This window comes from Streptomyces sp. NPDC107517, from assembly GCF_055582645.1.
Map to the genome: position 1 here is coordinate 810,275 of NZ_JBVJPM010000002.1, position 14,263 is coordinate 824,537.

The 14,263-nt window shown below is 72.5% G+C and carries 16 protein-coding genes; 11 read left to right on the forward strand and 5 right to left on the reverse strand.

Features of this window, described 5'->3' with window-relative positions; genetic code table 11:
* Positions 1 to 178: 178 nt before the first annotated feature.
* The 3 genes from ACZ67T_RS07420 (at position 179) to ACZ67T_RS07430 (ending at position 3,624) form a co-directional block, all read left to right on the forward strand.
* Positions 179 to 856, forward strand: coding sequence for a class II aldolase/adducin family protein (locus tag ACZ67T_RS07420; protein ID WP_469982138.1), 678 nt, complete (start codon positions 179 to 181; stop codon positions 854 to 856).
* Between the two features lie 67 nt (positions 857 to 923).
* A complete protein-coding gene (locus ACZ67T_RS07425; protein ID WP_469982139.1) occupies positions 924 to 2,051 on the forward strand; it encodes an alpha/beta hydrolase in 1,128 nt (375 codons plus the stop codon).
* 157 nt (positions 2,052 to 2,208) lie between these two features.
* Positions 2,209 to 3,624 carry a hypothetical protein gene (locus ACZ67T_RS07430; protein WP_469982141.1) on the forward strand — a complete coding sequence of 472 codons (1,416 nt, stop codon included), beginning with the start codon at positions 2,209 to 2,211 and terminating at the stop codon, positions 3,622 to 3,624.
* Positions 3,625 to 3,640: 16 nt separating this feature from the next.
* On the opposite strand, the gene ACZ67T_RS07435 is transcribed toward ACZ67T_RS07430, so the two are convergent.
* Together ACZ67T_RS07435 and ypfJ are read right to left on the reverse strand one after the other, a co-directional pair.
* Positions 3,641 to 4,057, reverse strand: coding sequence for a VOC family protein (locus tag ACZ67T_RS07435; RefSeq protein ID WP_469982143.1), 417 nt, complete (start codon positions 4,055 to 4,057; stop codon positions 3,641 to 3,643).
* A gap of 100 nt (positions 4,058 to 4,157) precedes the next feature.
* On the reverse strand, positions 4,158 to 5,036 hold the full coding sequence (gene ypfJ, locus ACZ67T_RS07440) for a KPN_02809 family neutral zinc metallopeptidase (protein ID WP_469982144.1): 879 nt from the start codon (positions 5,034 to 5,036) through the stop codon (positions 4,158 to 4,160).
* A 223-nt stretch (positions 5,037 to 5,259) separates the two neighbouring features.
* On the opposite strand from ypfJ, the gene ACZ67T_RS07445 reads away from it, so the two are divergent.
* From ACZ67T_RS07445 to ACZ67T_RS07455, 3 genes are all read left to right on the forward strand, one after another.
* Entirely contained in the window at positions 5,260 to 6,858 is a 1,599-nt protein-coding gene (locus ACZ67T_RS07445) for an ABC-F family ATP-binding cassette domain-containing protein (RefSeq protein ID WP_469982145.1), read from the forward strand.
* Positions 6,859 to 7,275: 417 nt separating this feature from the next.
* Complete coding sequence (locus ACZ67T_RS07450; RefSeq protein ID WP_189492003.1) at positions 7,276 to 7,500, forward strand: helix-turn-helix domain-containing protein; 225 nt, start codon at positions 7,276 to 7,278, stop codon at positions 7,498 to 7,500.
* Between the two features lie 129 nt (positions 7,501 to 7,629).
* On the forward strand, positions 7,630 to 8,442 hold the full coding sequence (locus tag ACZ67T_RS07455; protein ID WP_469982147.1) for an enoyl-CoA hydratase/isomerase family protein: 813 nt from the start codon (positions 7,630 to 7,632) through the stop codon (positions 8,440 to 8,442).
* A gap of 33 nt (positions 8,443 to 8,475) precedes the next feature.
* Here ACZ67T_RS07455 and ACZ67T_RS07460 read toward each other — a convergent pair whose 3' ends face one another.
* Positions 8,476 to 9,210 carry an Asp23/Gls24 family envelope stress response protein gene (locus ACZ67T_RS07460; protein ID WP_469982149.1) on the reverse strand — a complete coding sequence of 245 codons (735 nt, stop codon included), beginning with the start codon at positions 9,208 to 9,210 and terminating at the stop codon, positions 8,476 to 8,478.
* 117 nt (positions 9,211 to 9,327) lie between these two features.
* On the opposite strand from ACZ67T_RS07460, the gene ACZ67T_RS07465 reads away from it, so the two are divergent.
* Genes ACZ67T_RS07465 through amaP form a run of 5 tightly spaced genes read left to right on the forward strand, consistent with a single transcriptional unit; the run spans position 9,328 to position 11,625 of the window.
* Positions 9,328 to 9,789, forward strand: coding sequence for an Asp23/Gls24 family envelope stress response protein (locus ACZ67T_RS07465; RefSeq protein ID WP_469982151.1), 462 nt, complete (start codon positions 9,328 to 9,330; stop codon positions 9,787 to 9,789).
* Between the two features lie 59 nt (positions 9,790 to 9,848).
* Positions 9,849 to 10,034 carry a hypothetical protein gene (locus ACZ67T_RS07470; protein WP_356289619.1) on the forward strand — a complete coding sequence of 62 codons (186 nt, stop codon included), beginning with the start codon at positions 9,849 to 9,851 and terminating at the stop codon, positions 10,032 to 10,034.
* Between the two features lie 3 nt (positions 10,035 to 10,037).
* Complete coding sequence (locus tag ACZ67T_RS07475; RefSeq protein WP_469982153.1) at positions 10,038 to 10,382, forward strand: Asp23/Gls24 family envelope stress response protein; 345 nt, start codon at positions 10,038 to 10,040, stop codon at positions 10,380 to 10,382.
* Entirely contained in the window at positions 10,379 to 11,041 is a 663-nt protein-coding gene (locus ACZ67T_RS07480; RefSeq protein WP_469982155.1) for a DUF6286 domain-containing protein, read from the forward strand. Before ACZ67T_RS07475 ends, ACZ67T_RS07480 begins: the two co-directional genes overlap by 4 nt.
* Positions 11,038 to 11,625 (forward strand): alkaline shock response membrane anchor protein AmaP, encoded by a 588-nt coding sequence (amaP, locus tag ACZ67T_RS07485; RefSeq protein WP_469982157.1) that lies wholly within the window; start codon positions 11,038 to 11,040, stop codon positions 11,623 to 11,625. Before ACZ67T_RS07480 ends, amaP begins: the two co-directional genes overlap by 4 nt.
* Before the next feature lie 91 nt (positions 11,626 to 11,716).
* Here amaP and ACZ67T_RS07490 read toward each other — a convergent pair whose 3' ends face one another.
* Together ACZ67T_RS07490 and ACZ67T_RS07495 are read right to left on the reverse strand one after the other, a co-directional pair.
* Complete coding sequence (locus ACZ67T_RS07490) at positions 11,717 to 12,472, reverse strand: SDR family oxidoreductase (protein WP_469982158.1); 756 nt, start codon at positions 12,470 to 12,472, stop codon at positions 11,717 to 11,719.
* A 5-nt stretch (positions 12,473 to 12,477) separates the two neighbouring features.
* Positions 12,478 to 14,262 carry a glycoside hydrolase family 15 protein gene (locus tag ACZ67T_RS07495; protein ID WP_469982160.1) on the reverse strand — a complete coding sequence of 595 codons (1,785 nt, stop codon included), beginning with the start codon at positions 14,260 to 14,262 and terminating at the stop codon, positions 12,478 to 12,480.
* Position 14,263 lies beyond the last annotated feature (1 nt).

Genomic DNA, 14,263 nt, shown 5'->3' on the forward strand with positions numbered 1-14,263 from the left:
ATGACAAATCCCACCGGAGGCTACCGGAAGATCCCTCTGAGCCCGTCGACCTCCAGCCAATCGTCTCCAGACCGGCATTCATGCCCATGCGTGCGCTTTTGGACTCCTCGGCTCCGCACGGAAGTGCCCGGGCGCCACGATCGGCGCGGGCCCGCCGAGCGGCTGGCAGGATGCGGGCATGGCGCAGGAACCGGGCGAGGCAGGGCGGGGCGCGGACGGACTCGCGCAGGCATGGAGCGCGCTCGTGGCGACGGCCCGGCGCACCGTCTCCGACGGCCTCGTCGTCGGGACCTCGGGGAACGTCTCGGTGCGCATCGGCGACACCGTCCTCGTCACACCCAGCGGGGTCCCCTACGACGAGCTCGCCCCGGACGACCTCGTCGCCGTCGGCCTCGACGGCGGGCAGCGCGCCGGAACCCTGACCCCGACCAGCGAACTCCCGATGCATCTGGCGGTCTACCGCGCGACGCCCGCCCGCGCCGTCGTCCACACCCACGCGGTCCACGCCACCGCCGTCTCCACCCTGGTGCCCGAGCTTCCGCTCATCCACTACATGGCCGCGGCCCTCGGCGGCCCCGTCCGGGTCGCTCCGTATGCGATGTACGGCACCGAGCGGTTGGCCGAGAACGTGCTCGACGCTCTCGAGGGGCGGACAGGCTGCCTGCTCCAGAACCACGGCACCCTCACCCACGGCGACACCCTCGCCGCCGCCTACGACCGCACGGCCCAGCTCGAATGGCTGTGCCGCGTCTGGCTCACCGCGAGCGCCCATCCCCACCACACGCCGACGCTCCTCACCCGCGACCAGGTGCGCGAGGTGGAGGAGAAGCTGCGGGGATACGGGCAGCCGGGCTGAACCGGCACCCGGCCGCCCCTGCCCCGCCCCACTGGCCGGTCGGAGCCGGGGCGCCGACACTGGGACGGTGCGCACCGCCACAGCGACGGCCGCTGCCGTCACCGCAGTCATCGGTGCCGGCGCGGCCGCGATCGCGGCCGGCCGGTTCGCCAGCGACGCCGCCCTCAAGGCGCCTGCGGGCCGGCCCCTGCCCACCGAGCCACGCCTGACCGTCCACGCCACCGCCGCGGGCCAGATCACGCTCACCCGCGACCTGGCCTCCCTGCGCCCGGGCACCTACGGCCTGAGCGGCGACGGATTCCACGCCGTGGTCGGGCCCGTCCTCGCGTCCGCCCCGCACGCGGCGGACGCCGTCGTACGCCGCCTGGAGCGCGTCACCCACGGCACCCTCGAACCCGGCGCCAAGGCATGGCTCACCGCCCAGGTCCACATCGGCGACCCCAAGGCGGCCCTCGGCCTCGACCACGCCGACATCGACATCCCCGGCGAACTGGGCGCGCTCCCCGCCTGGTTCGTCCCCGGCACCCGCCACACCTGGGTCCTCACCGTCCACGGCCTGGGCACCACACGCGAGCACCCCATGGTCCTCATGGACTTCCTGCACCGCCACCGCTTCCCCGTGCTCGACCTCGCCTACCGCGGCGACCTCGGCGCCCCCCGCTCACCGGACGGCCTCGGCCACCTCGGCGAGACGGAGTGGCGCGACCTGGACGCCGCGATCCGCTATGCCGTGCGCTACGGCGCGCAACGCGTCATCGTGCACGGCTGGTCGACCGGCGCCGCCATGGCGCTGCACGCGGCGGCGCATTCCGCTTTGCGGGACCGCATCTGCGGGCTCGTCCTCGACTCACCCGTCCTCGCCTGGGACGTGACGCTGCGTGCCCTCGCCGAGGCCCGCCATGTCCCCGGGCCCCTGCTGCCCCTCGCGGTCCGGGCCGCCCAGGGCCGCACCGGGCTGCAGGGCGACCGCCTCGACACCGCCGCCCACGCCGAGGCGCTCAAGGTGCCCACGCTCGTGATGCACGGCCCCGACGACGAGATCGCCCCCTGGGCCCTGTCCCGCGAACTGGCCGCCCGGCGCCCCGACCTGGTCTCGCTGCACACGGTGGACGACGCCCCGCACGGAGCCATGTGGAACGCCGACCCGCAGACGTACGAGGAGACGCTCCGCCGCTTCCTCACCCCCCTCATGTAGCTCCTCACGGCTCCGTCACACGCAGGGGACAGATGCGCAGGAAGGCCCGCGTAGACCCCCGGCGCACGCCGGTCCGCGGCCCCTCCCGCGAGGCCCGCAAAGAGCCCCGGAACGATTCCGTTTGGGTTTTCGGACCGTCAACCGGAAGACTGCCCCCGTGACGTCCCGTATCCCGCGCGACTCCAGGCTCCGACTCGTCCGCCCGCGCACCCTCGCCGCCGCCCCCGTGCGGACCGACGGAGTGGTGACCCAGGCACGCCCGCCCCGCCCGGCGCCCCGGCCGCCGGAGGGCACCCCACCCCCGGCGGAACTGGCCCGCATGGCCCGCCGCGGCCTCGCCGACGCCGTCCGCGTGGCCCGCTGGGCCGACGCCGTCCTCAGCCCCGGCAGCGGCCACGGCACCCCCGACGGCAGGGGCGCCCTGTCCCCGCCCACTGCCGAACGCGCGGCGGCCGACCTGGAGCTGACCCCGCGACAGGTCAGCGCCGACTGGGACACCGCACGCCTCGCGGGCCTCGTCGAGGTGCACGGTGACAGCGCGCGCCCCGGCTGGCGCCTGCGCGCCTGGGACCGCGACGACACCGCCGTGCTGCGCGGCTGGGTCGCGCTGTTCGACGCCTGGTCCCTGGCCCACCCCGCCGACGAGAGCCTGGAGGCCGCCGCGGTCGCCGAGGTCGTCTCGGCGATGCCCCAGGTGCTCTCCCTCCTCCAGCTCTCGGCCGGCCCGGTCCCCGTCCCGCAGCTCCTCGACCTGCTCGGCCAGCGCGTCGAGGAACTGCGCACGGAACGCTGCGAGATCCCCTACGGCCCGCAGCCCGAGCCCACCGACACCGCGAGCGCCGCCACCGGCACCACCCTCCCCCCGCTCCTCGACTGGGCCCTGCACGGCCTCGCCGCCGTCGGCGCCCTCACCTACGCCGACGGCCAGGCCACCCTCACGCCGCTCGGCAGCTGGGCGGTCTGGGTCAAGCTGGAGCAGATCTGCGTGGCCGCCCAGTCCCCGGCGGGCAACATCGAGCAGTCCGCCGACGCCATGCTCAGAGGCTGCGCACGGCTGCGCCCGAACGCGGCCCGCGCCGAATACCGCGCCTGGCTCGCCGCCCGCCCCGTCGGCAGCGCCGTCACCGAGCTGATCGCCGCCGCCCGAGGCGAGGACGCCCTGCTGCGCGGCCTCGCCTTCGAGGCCCTGCGCGTCGTGGGAGCCCCCGCAGAGCCCGTCGTCCGGTCCGTCGCAGACGAGCCGCCGCTGCGTCCCTACGCGCTGCTGTGGCTCGCCGAGTACGAGGGAGCCGACCCCGAGGACGTCCACATGGTGCTGACCCGCGAGGAGACGACCTGGCTGTGGGTGGACACCGCGGCGGCCGTCGCGGACCACGGCGAGGCCCAGCTCCTCGTACGCCACCTGGAGTCCGCCGTGCAGCCCACCGTGCCGGCCCTCCTCGACGAGGTCCGGGCGGCCGGGCACCCGCGCACTGTCCAGGTCCTCGTCGCGCTGGCCGCCGCGCACCCGGACCCGGCGCTCGCCAAGGCCGTCCGCCGGGCCGCCTTCCAGGTGCACACCGGGGGCGCGTGACGCCGCGCCCCCGCGATCAGGCCGGTATCCGCGGCGCGTACGTCCCGAAGCTCCACACGTTGCCCTCGGCGTCCTTGGCCATGTAGTCCCGGGAGCCGTAGCCCTGGTCCGTCGGGGGCATCAGGATCTCCACGCCGTGCTCGACGGCCCGGCGGTGATGGGCGTCGACATCGTCCACGACGACATAGATCCCGGTCGGGCCCGCGCCCTTCATGGCCTCGTCGAAGCGGCCACCGCGGCCCTTCGAACCGAGCATCACCGCGCCGTTCCCGTACGTCAGCTCGGCGTGCATCACCGAGCCGCCCTCGCCCTCGTGCACGGCCGTGGCTGTGAAGCCGAACGCCGAGGTCAGCTGCTCGATCGCGGCCTGCGCGTCGGCGTACAGCAAGGACGGGTAGAAACTCGCGCGCCCCTCGCCCTTCGTACCGCTCACCGTGCTCACTCCTTCATCACCCTCTTCGCCGGTCGGGACTGTGCTGCCGAGTCCAGACTGGCACCCGGCACTGACAATCCGCCCGGCGAGCGGGCCGCGCTCAGCGGAACGTGTTGCACCGCGCCATGTCGCCGGTGCGGTAGCCCTCGTAGAACCACTGCTGCCGCTGCTGGGCCGAGCCGTGCGTCCAGGTCTCGGGCGTCACCCGGCCCTGGAACCTCTCCTGGATGCGGTCGTCGCCGACGGCGGCCGCAGCGTCCAGGCCGTCGCGGATGTCCGCGTCGGTGAGGTTCGTGATCAGCGGCTTGCCCGTCTTGTCGTCGGGCGTCGTCGTCGCGTGGTGCGCCCACACCCCGGCGTAGCAGTCCGCCTGGAGCTCGACCCGCACCGCGTTGCTGTTCCGGCCCGTACGACCGTCCTGGGAGCGCTGGAGCGTCCCCATCAGGTTCTGGACGTGGTGTCCGTACTCGTGCGCCACCACGTACGCCTGCGCGAAGGGTCCGCCGCTGGAGCCGAACTTGGTGCGCAGCTCGTCGAAGAAGCCCAGGTCCAGATAGACCTTGCGGTCGCCCGGGCAGTAGAACGGCCCGACCGCCGAGGTCGCCGTGCCGCACGCCGTCCGGACCTGGCCGGTGAAGAACACGGTCTGCGCGGGGGAGTAGGTGCCCCGGCGGTCGCGGAACTCCTGACGCCAGTAGTCCTGGACGCTGTTGACGACCGCCACGACGCGGCAGTCCTCCTTGCTGTTCGCGTCCTGGCCCGTACGGCAGTCCTGGCTGACCTGGGCCGCGGACGAGACGGTGGTGTCGGGTTCGCCGCCGCCGGAGGACAGGCCGAATTCGTCGGTGCCGAAGAAGAGGCCGATCAGCAGGGCGAGCAGCCCCGCGAGGCCGCCGCCGACGGTCCGCCGGCCGCCGGGGACCCGGCGCCTGTCCTGGACCTCGGAGGTGTCCAGGTCGGCGTCGTCGTCGAACTGCATGGCCGCACCGTCCTCCGCCGCACGTCAGGGGCGGCGGCCCGCCGCCCAACGCCCACTATCGGCCACTTCGTGACGGTCTGCCCCTCGGCCCTGGAACAGCACGGCGGAAAACTGTTTGCATCCCCCCGTTAGACTTGGCCCATGGCCATTCTCCCCACGCACTAGACGGCTCATCGCCCTCAGTAGCCCTTCCGCCGTCCAATCCCTGCTCAGGAGTCTGTCCGTGATCACCGCTTCGGCCATCGAGTTGCGCGCCGGCGCCCGCATCCTCATCGAGAACGCCACTTTCCGTATCGCCAAGGGCGACCGCATCGGCCTCGTCGGACGCAACGGCGCGGGCAAGACGACCCTCACCAAGTGCCTCGCCGGTGAAGGCACGCCGGCCGGCGGCACGATCGCCCGCTCCGGAGAGGTCGGCTACCTCCCGCAGGACCCCCGCACCGGCGACCTCGACGTCCTGGCCCGCGACCGCATCCTGTCCGCGCGCGGCCTGGACACCCTGATCCAGAAGATGCGGGACAACGAGCAGCGCATCGCCAACGGCACGGGCGCCACGCGCGCGAAGGCCCTCAAGCAGTACGAGCGCCAGGAGACGGAGTTCCTCACCAAGGGCGGATACGCCGCCGAGGCCGAGGCCGCCACCATCGCCGCCGCGCTCAACCTGCCCGACCGCGTGCTCGGCCAGCCCCTGCACACGCTCTCCGGCGGTCAGCGCCGCCGTATCGAACTGGCCCGCATCCTCTTCTCGGACGCCGACACCCTGCTCCTCGACGAGCCCACGAACCACCTCGACGCCGACTCCATCGTCTGGCTGCGCGACTACCTCAAGACGTACCGCGGCGGCTTCATCGTGATCTCCCACGACGTCGACCTCGTCGAGACGGTCGTCAACAAGGTGTTCTACCTGGACGCGAACCGCTCCCAGATCGACGTCTACAACATGGGCTGGAAGCTCTACCAGCAGCAGCGCGAGGCCGACGAGAAGCGCCGCAAGCGCGAGCGCCAGAACGCCGAGAAGAAGGCCGCGGCCCTCAACTCCCAGGCCGACAAGATGCGCGCCAAGGCGACCAAGACCGTCGCCGCGCAGAACATGGCCAAGCGCGCCGACCGGCTGCTCGCCGGGCTCGAGGCGGTCCGCGTCTCCGACAAGGTCGCCAAGCTGCGCTTCCCCGAGCCCTCGCCGTGCGGCAAGACGCCGCTGATGGCCGAGGGCCTGTCGAAGTCGTACGGCTCCCTGGAGATCTTCACGGACGTCGACCTGGCCATCGACAAGGGCTCGCGCGTCGTCATCCTCGGCCTCAACGGCGCCGGCAAGACCACCCTGCTCCGGCTGCTCGGCGGCGCCGAGAAGCCGGACACGGGCGAGGTCATCGAGGGCCACGGCCTCAAGCTCGGCTACTACGCGCAGGAGCACGAGACCCTCGACCCCGAGCGCACGGTCCTGGAGAACATGCGTTCCGCCGCCCCCGACCTGGACCTGGTCGAGGTGCGCAAGACGCTGGGCTCGTTCCTGTTCTCCGGGGACGACGTCGACAAGCCGGCCGGTGTCCTGTCCGGCGGTGAGAAGACCCGCCTCGCGCTCGCGACGCTCGTCGTGTCCTCCGCGAACGTGCTGCTCCTCGACGAGCCCACGAACAACCTCGACCCGGCCAGCCGCGAGGAGATCCTCGGCGCGCTGCGCACCTACAAGGGCGCCGTCGTCCTCGTCACCCACGACGAGGGCGCCGTGGACGCGCTCCAGCCGGAGCGGATCATCCTGCTGCCCGACGGCGTCGAGGACCTCTGGGGCCAGGACTACGCGGATCTGGTCAGCCTCGCCTGACCCGCCCGCGTCCGCTTCTGGGTCTGCTGCCGCGCCCGCTTCCGGGCGCGGACGATCACGGTCGGCCGTCACCACGGCTTGATCGAAAGCCTGATCCACTCGGTATGGATCATTCGGCCGATCCGTGATCCATCATCTGAGTGAGATCTCCTCGTACCGCGGTGTGTCCTACACGCATCCCGTCGCCGCACCGCCGCCGGGGCCCTTGTGCTGCCTGGCAAGGCGCTGACCTGGCCCTTCGCAGGGAACCCCGTTTCCCGCCCCGCCCGGGTGTGCCCGGAACCCTCCATTCCACTCGTGTCGGCCGCTTCCCGGCCGCACAAGCTCGTCGTACGGACCTTGCCGAATGGGTGGCCAGGAAGCCCGGGAGGGGTGATCATGAGAAGTCCAGAGCGCACTTCCCATGAGGAGGCACGGGTGGCCGAGACTCTGAAGAAGGGCAGCCGGGTAACCGGCGCCGCGCGCGACAAGCTCGCGGCAGACCTGAAGAAGAAGTACGACTCCGGTGCGAGCATCCGAGCGCTGGCCGAGGAAACCGGCCGCTCGTATGGGTTCGTGCACCGGATGCTCAGTGAGTCGGGAGTCACGCTGCGAGGTCGCGGCGGGGCTACACGCGGCAAGAAGGCGACCGCGGCCGGCTGACCCGGGCAGTGCACAGGCTTCGATGGTGACCACCCGGTCGGTCCGCCGACCGGCCGGGTGGTTACTGTGCAGTAGTTTCGAGGGCGTCGAAACGTCCTCGACCGACTGCGCACACCATCGGAGGCACACATGGCTTCGCCCGACAGCGGATCCGGCTCGCTCGCGCCGGTACTCGACAAGGACGGGGTCCGCCTCACCGTCGACGGCTCCATCGCCACGGTGACGCTGACCAACCCGGACAAGCGCAACGCCCAAAGTCCCGCTCTGTGGCGGGCGTTGGCCGACGCCGGGAAGTCCCTGCCGGGCAGCGTGCGCGTCGTCGTGCTGCGCGCGGAGGGACTCTCGTTCTCCGCGGGCCTCGACCGTCAGGCGTTCACGCCCGAGGGTTTCGACGGCGAGCCGTCCTTCATCGACCTGGCGCGCGGCTCCGACGAGGTACTCGACGACACCATCGCCGAGTACCAGGAGGCGTTCACCTGGTGGCGGCGCAGCGACCTCATCACGGTCGCCGCGGTGCAGGGACACGCGATCGGTGCCGGCTTCCAGCTCGCCCTCGCCTGCGATCTGCGGATCGCCGCCGAGGACGTGCAGTTCTCCATGCGCGAAACCAGCCTCGGTCTGGTGCCCGACCTCACCGGCACGCACCCCCTCGTCTCCCTCGTGGGATACGCGCGCGCCCTGGAGATCTGCGTCACCGGCCGCTACGTCCACGCCGACGAGGCCGGCCGCATCGGCCTGGCCAACCTCGTCGTGCCCGCCGACCAGCTCGACGCCGCCGCGCGCGACCTCGCCGGCGCACTCGTCGCCGCCCCCCGCGACGCCGTCATCGAGACCAAGGCCCTGCTCCAGGGCGTCTTTGGACGCTCGTACGAGGAGCAGCGCACCGCCGAGCGCGCCGCACAGGGACGGCGGCTCCGGGACCTCGCGGGCCTCGGCGACTGACGCGACCCACGCATGACCCGGGCCGGACGGCCCTCAGCTCACGGCGGTCACCAGAACGGCCACTGACGGATCATCCGCCAGGGCCTCGGTGACCGCCGTCCGCACGTCCCGCGCCACATCGAGCACCCGCCGCCCGCCCGACACGGCCAGTTCGATCCGCACATGGCGGCGCGGCAGCGTGGCCGCACCCTCGGGACGCTCCTCGATGTGCACCGCGCGCCCCAGGCCGCCCAGCGAACCGGTCAGCCGCGCCACCCCCGGCACGGAGAGCGCGGCCTGCCCAGCCCGTTCCTCGTCACTGTCGGCCTGCGCCTGACGGCCGTCCGCGACATCCGAATCCGTATCTCCCGAGGCGGTCTCGGCTTCCGGACCGTCGTCGAGCAGCGCCGTCACCCGCAGGTCCACCGCCGCCACCGCGAGCCCGAGCCCGTCGGACGCCGCGCCGCTCAGGGCCGCGCGCAGCCGGGACGCGGCCGTGGGCAGCGGTTCGTCCGGCGCCGCCGCACAGTCCGCGACAATCCTCAGCGGCCCCGGCGGCAGGGCACTCGGCGGCGCGGGCACCGCGGACTCGTAGGAACTGTCGGGGTCGGCGAGCTCGATGCGCAGGCTTCCCAGCCGCACCCCGGGCACCGATCGCACTGCCTGGCGCAACGCCGACCGTGCCGCCGACTCGGCCAGCCAGCAGCCGTCTCGCGGCCCTCCGAGCGGTACCAGCCTGCCGAGTCCGAGCTGGTGCCGTACTGCCTGCGTCCATCGGTCAGCGCTCATTGCCCCAGCCTGCCGCATCCCTGGCGCGCGACCGGGCAACCGCACTTAGTGTGGGCGAAAGAGCAGTGACTCCCAGAGAACGGTCTGAGAGAACCTCTTCGAAAGGGACGACCCGCGATGAGCGACACCACAGAGAAGCCGGGGGAAGCGACCGGGAGCAGGACCAGTGTGACCAAGCGGGGCGGGGGATCAGCCGGGACGCGGGGGCGCACCACCATCGCCGACGGTGTGGTGGAGAAGATCGCCGGCCTCGCCGCGCGGGACGTCATGGGCGTGCACGCGATGGGCAGCGGTCTGTCCCGCACCTTCGGAGCCGTACGCGACCGGGTGCCCGGTGGCACCAAATCCGTGTCGCGCGGAGTGAAGGCCGAGGTCGGTGAGGTACAGACGGCGCTCGACCTGGAAATCGTCGTGGAGTACGGGGTGTCGATCGCCGACGTCGCCCGCGACGTGCGCGAGAACGTGGTCGCGGCCGTCGAGCGCATGACCGGCCTCGAGGTCGTCGAAGTCAACATCGCGGTGAGCGATGTGAAGCTGCCCGACGAAGAGGACGAGGAGCCGGAGTCCCGGCTTCAGTGACCATCCATGACCATCCATGACCATCCGCTCGCGAGCTTGCCCTTGAGGAGGAGCGCTCGATGAACCTGGCCGTGATCGGCATGATCGCCGGAATGGCTCTCGCATTCGCCGGATACTTCGGTGGCTTCGGGGCCTTCCTGCTGGTGGCGGCGCTCGGCGCCGTCGGCTTCGTCGCCGGCCGTTTCCTCGAGGGGGACCTGGAACCCGGCGACTTCTTCCGCACGCGCGGCGACCGGCGGCGGTGACCGGTGGCGACGCAGGTCGCGCCCGCCGAGCGCGGCGCGACCCGGATCGCCGACCGGGTCGTCGCGAAGATCGCCGCACAGGCGGCGCGCGAGGCGCTCCCCGCCGTTCCCACAGGCGGCAGCGCCCCGCACGCCACCGTCTCCGTGCGCCACGACATCGCCCATGTGCGCATCAGCGTCGAGCTGGACTATCCCGGCGACATCGGGACGCAGTGCGGTGCCGTGCGTCGCCAAGTCGCTGAGCGGGTAAAGGCGTTGGCGGGAATGGAGGTGCCCGAGGTGGCCGTACAGGTGGAGCGGCTGCACTCGGAGCACGATCGCGGCGCGGCACAGCGGAGGATCCGATGAGCGAGCCCACACAGCCCCTGCCCGTCGTCGAACGCGGGCAGGACGAGCTCGACCAGTTCGGCCAGTCGGGGTCTGCGGCCACGTACAAGGCACTGCCCACGCCGGAGGGCGGGCACGGCAGCGGCCGCTTCTGGTCGCCGCGCCGGATCCCCGCCGCGCTGGTCGCGGCCGTCCTCCTCGGAGCCTTCGGGATTCTGCTGTACGACATCGCCGCCGTACGCGCCGGTCACTCGGCGATGCACTGGCGGCGCGCCCTCGCCGGCGAACTCGCCGAGCGGCCCCTGGACAACGTGTGGGTGCTGGTCGGGGCGGGGGTGGCCGCCGCGCTCGGGCTGTGGCTGATCGTGCTCGCCGCGACGCCCGGCCTTCGCGCCGTCCTGCCGATGCGCCGCATCCACACCGACGTACGTGCCGGACTGCACCGCGACGCGGCCTCCATGGTCCTGCGCGACCGGGCCATGGAGGTGGCGGGCGTGCAGTCCGTACGCGTCCGGATGAAGCGCTCCAAGGTCGAGGTGCGGGCCCTCTCGCACTTCCGTCAGCTCGACGACGTACGCGCCGATTTGGACACCGTGACCGGCGAGGCCGTCAAGGGTCTCGGTCTCACCTCCACGCCCGGCCTCTCCGTGCGCGTCGCGCGGCCCGGAAAGAAGGGATGAGCCCCGTGCTCAGGACCGTGAACCGGGTCGTCATCGGCCTCGCCGGACTGATCCTCTTCGTGTTCGGAGGGTCCGTACTCGCCGTCGGACTCGGCGCGCCCCCGCCGTCCTGGTGGATCTACAACGGCCGGCACGACGTGCTGCTGAGCAAGGCGGACCGCTACCGGTGGCGCGACGACGGCTGGTGGTGGCCGGTCGTCATCGCCGTGCTCGCCGTCTGCGTGCTGCTCGCCCTGTGGTGGCTGGTCGCCCAGCTGCGCAGGCGCCGCCTCACCGAGGTTCTCGTCGACACCGGTGACGGCGAGGGCGCGCTGCTGCGCGGCCGTGCGCTCGAAGGGGTCCTGGTCGGTGAGGCCGAGTCGCTCGACGGCGTGGAGCGCGCCGGGGTCGTCCTGACCGGGCGGCGCTCCGCACCCCATGTACGCATGGGTCTGCTTCTCGAACCGCACGCGGAGCCGGGAGCGGCCCTCCAGCAGATCAGCGAGGAGGCCCTGGGCCACGCGCGGGACTCCGCCGGGCTCGACGCCCTGCCGGCCGAGGTGCGGCTCCGCGCGGTGAAGCACCGCGCGGAGCGCGTGAGCTGACCCCGTGTCTGAGCCCAGTGGCAGAGCCTGTGATTCAGCCCCGGTGTCTCAGAGCCCGTGACTCAGAACCCGTAATTCAGCGCCCGACCGCTCAGAATCCGTGTCGGGAGCCGCCGTCCACCGGGAGCATCACGCCCGTGAGGTACGACGCGGCGGGCGAGAGGAAGAACGCGGCGGCGCGGCCGAACTCCTCCGGTCGGCCGTAGCGGCGCAGCGGGATGCGCGCCTCGTTGGCGGCGCGGGTCGCCTCCGGGTCGGCGGACAGGCCGTCGAGCTCGCGGACCCGGTCCGTGTCGATGCGCGCCGGGAGCAGCCCGACGACGCGAATGCCGCGCGGACCCAGCTCGTCCGCGAGGGACTTCGCGAAGCCGGCGAGTCCGGGGCGCAGACCGTTGGAGATGGTCAGGCCGGGGATCGGCTCGTGCACGGAGCCGGAGAGCACGAAGCCGATGACACCGCCCTCACCGAGCTCCGCCGCGGCCGAGCGGGCGAGCCGCACGGCGCCGAGGAAGACCGACTCGAAGGCCGACTCCCACTGCTCGTCGGTGTTGTCCGCCAGGAAGCCGGGGGCCGGCCCGCCGACGCTGATCAGTACGCCGTCGAAGCCGCCGAAGTTCTCGCGCGCGGCCTCGATCAGGCGCCGCGCGACGTCGGGGTCGGCGTTGTCGGCGGTGACGCCCACGGCGTTCTCGCCGAGCGCTTCGGCGGCCTCGGCCACCCGCTTCTCGTCCCGCCCGGTGATGATCACCTTCGCGCCGTCGGCGACGAGTTCACGCGCGGCGGCGTTGCCCAGGCCGCGGGTGGCGCCGGTGACGACGTAGACACGGTCCTTCAGTCCAAGATCCATGGGTCCTATCCTGCCTCGCCGGTCCCGAACAGCGTGAGGGCGGTCCCCACCAGGCCGATGTGACTGAAGGCCTGCGGGAAGTTCCCGAGCTGGCGCCCCGACCCGGGGTCGTACTCCTCGGCGAGCAGCCCCACGTCGTTGCCGAGCGCGCAGAGCTGGTCGAACAGCTCGCGGGCCTCCTGTGTGTGCCCCGTCAGATGCAGCGCGTCCGCGAGCCAGAACGAGCAGACGAGGAAGGTGCCCTCGCGGCCCGGGAGCCCGTCGACGCCCGTCGCCTCGGCGCTGTAGCGGCGCACGAAGCCGCCGTCGGAGAGCTCGTCGCGCACCGCCTGGACGGTGCCGAGGACGCGCGGGTCGTCCGGCGGCAGGAAGCCGACGCGGGGGATGATCAGCAGTGACGCGTCGAGCTCGGTCGAGCCGTAGTACTGGGTGAACGTGTTGCGTTCCGCGTCGTATCCGCGCTCCAGCACGTCGCGGTGGATGTCGTCACGCAGCTGCCTCATGGCGTCGAGATCGCCCGGCAGACCGGGCTCGTCCTCAAGGGCGCTGACCATACGGTCGGCGGCCACCCACGCCATCACCTTCGAGTGCACGAAGTGCCGGCGCGGCCCACGGACCTCCCAGAGCCCCTGGTCGGGCTGGCGCCACGCGGTGCTCAGGAAGTCCATGAGGGCCAGCTGGAGCCGCCACGCGTGCGGCTCGGACGGCATACCCGCGAGCCGTGCCAGGGCGAGCGAGTCCATCACCTCTCCGTACACGTCGAGCTGGAGCTGGTGCACGGCGTCGTTGCCCGCGCGTACGGGGACGGAGTGGCTGTATCCGGCCAGCCACGGGAGTTCGATCTCGGGCAGGCGGCGCTCGCCCGAGAGGCCGTACATGATCTGCAGGTCCGCCGGGTCGCCCGCGACCGCGCGCAGCAGCCAGTCCCGCCACGCCTCGGCCTCGTCGAGATAGCCGGCCGACACGAGCGCGCCGAGGGTGAGGGTCGAGTCGCGCAGCCAGCAGTACCGGTAGTCCCAGTTGCGGACGCCGCCGAGCTCCTCCGGCAGCGAGGTCGTCGGCGCGGCGACGACCCCGCCGGTCGGCTCGAACGTGAGGGCCTTCAGGGTGAGCAGGGAGCGCAGGACCGCGTCCTTGTGCGGGCCCTCGTAGCGGCACCGCGCCGACCACTCCTCCCACTCCTCCTGCGAGTGGCGCAGGGACTCGAACGGGTCGATGAGGCGGGGGCGCGGCTCGTGCGACGGGTGCCAGGTCAGCACGAACGCGACGGACTCACCCTCCTCGACGGTGAACTCGGAGTGGGTGGTGAGGTCCTTGCCCCAGGTGTGTACGGGGGGTTCGCAGCGCAGCCACATCGAGTCGGGCCCCGCGACGGCCACGCGGTGGCCGTCGGACTTGCGCATCCACGGCACGATCGACCCGTAGTCGAAGCGCAGGCGCAGGGTGCCGCGCATCGTGACGCGGCCCCTGAGCCCCTCGACGATACGTACGAGGTCGGGGGCCTTGTCGCGCTGCGGCATCAGGTCGGTGACCCGGACGCTGCCCTCGTCGGTGTCCCACTCCGTGTCGAGGATCAGGGTGCCGGGGCGGTAGGAGCGACGGGTGCAGTCGCCCGCGCCCTTCGGGGTGAGCTGCCAGTGGCCGTTGTCCTCCTTGCCCACGAGCGCGGCGAAACAGGCCGCCGAGTCGAAGCGGGGGAGGCAGAGCCAGTCGACGGAGCCGCCACGGGAGACGAGGGCGGCCGTCTGCTGGTCGCCGATGAGCGCGTAGTCCTCAAGGGGTCGGTGCACG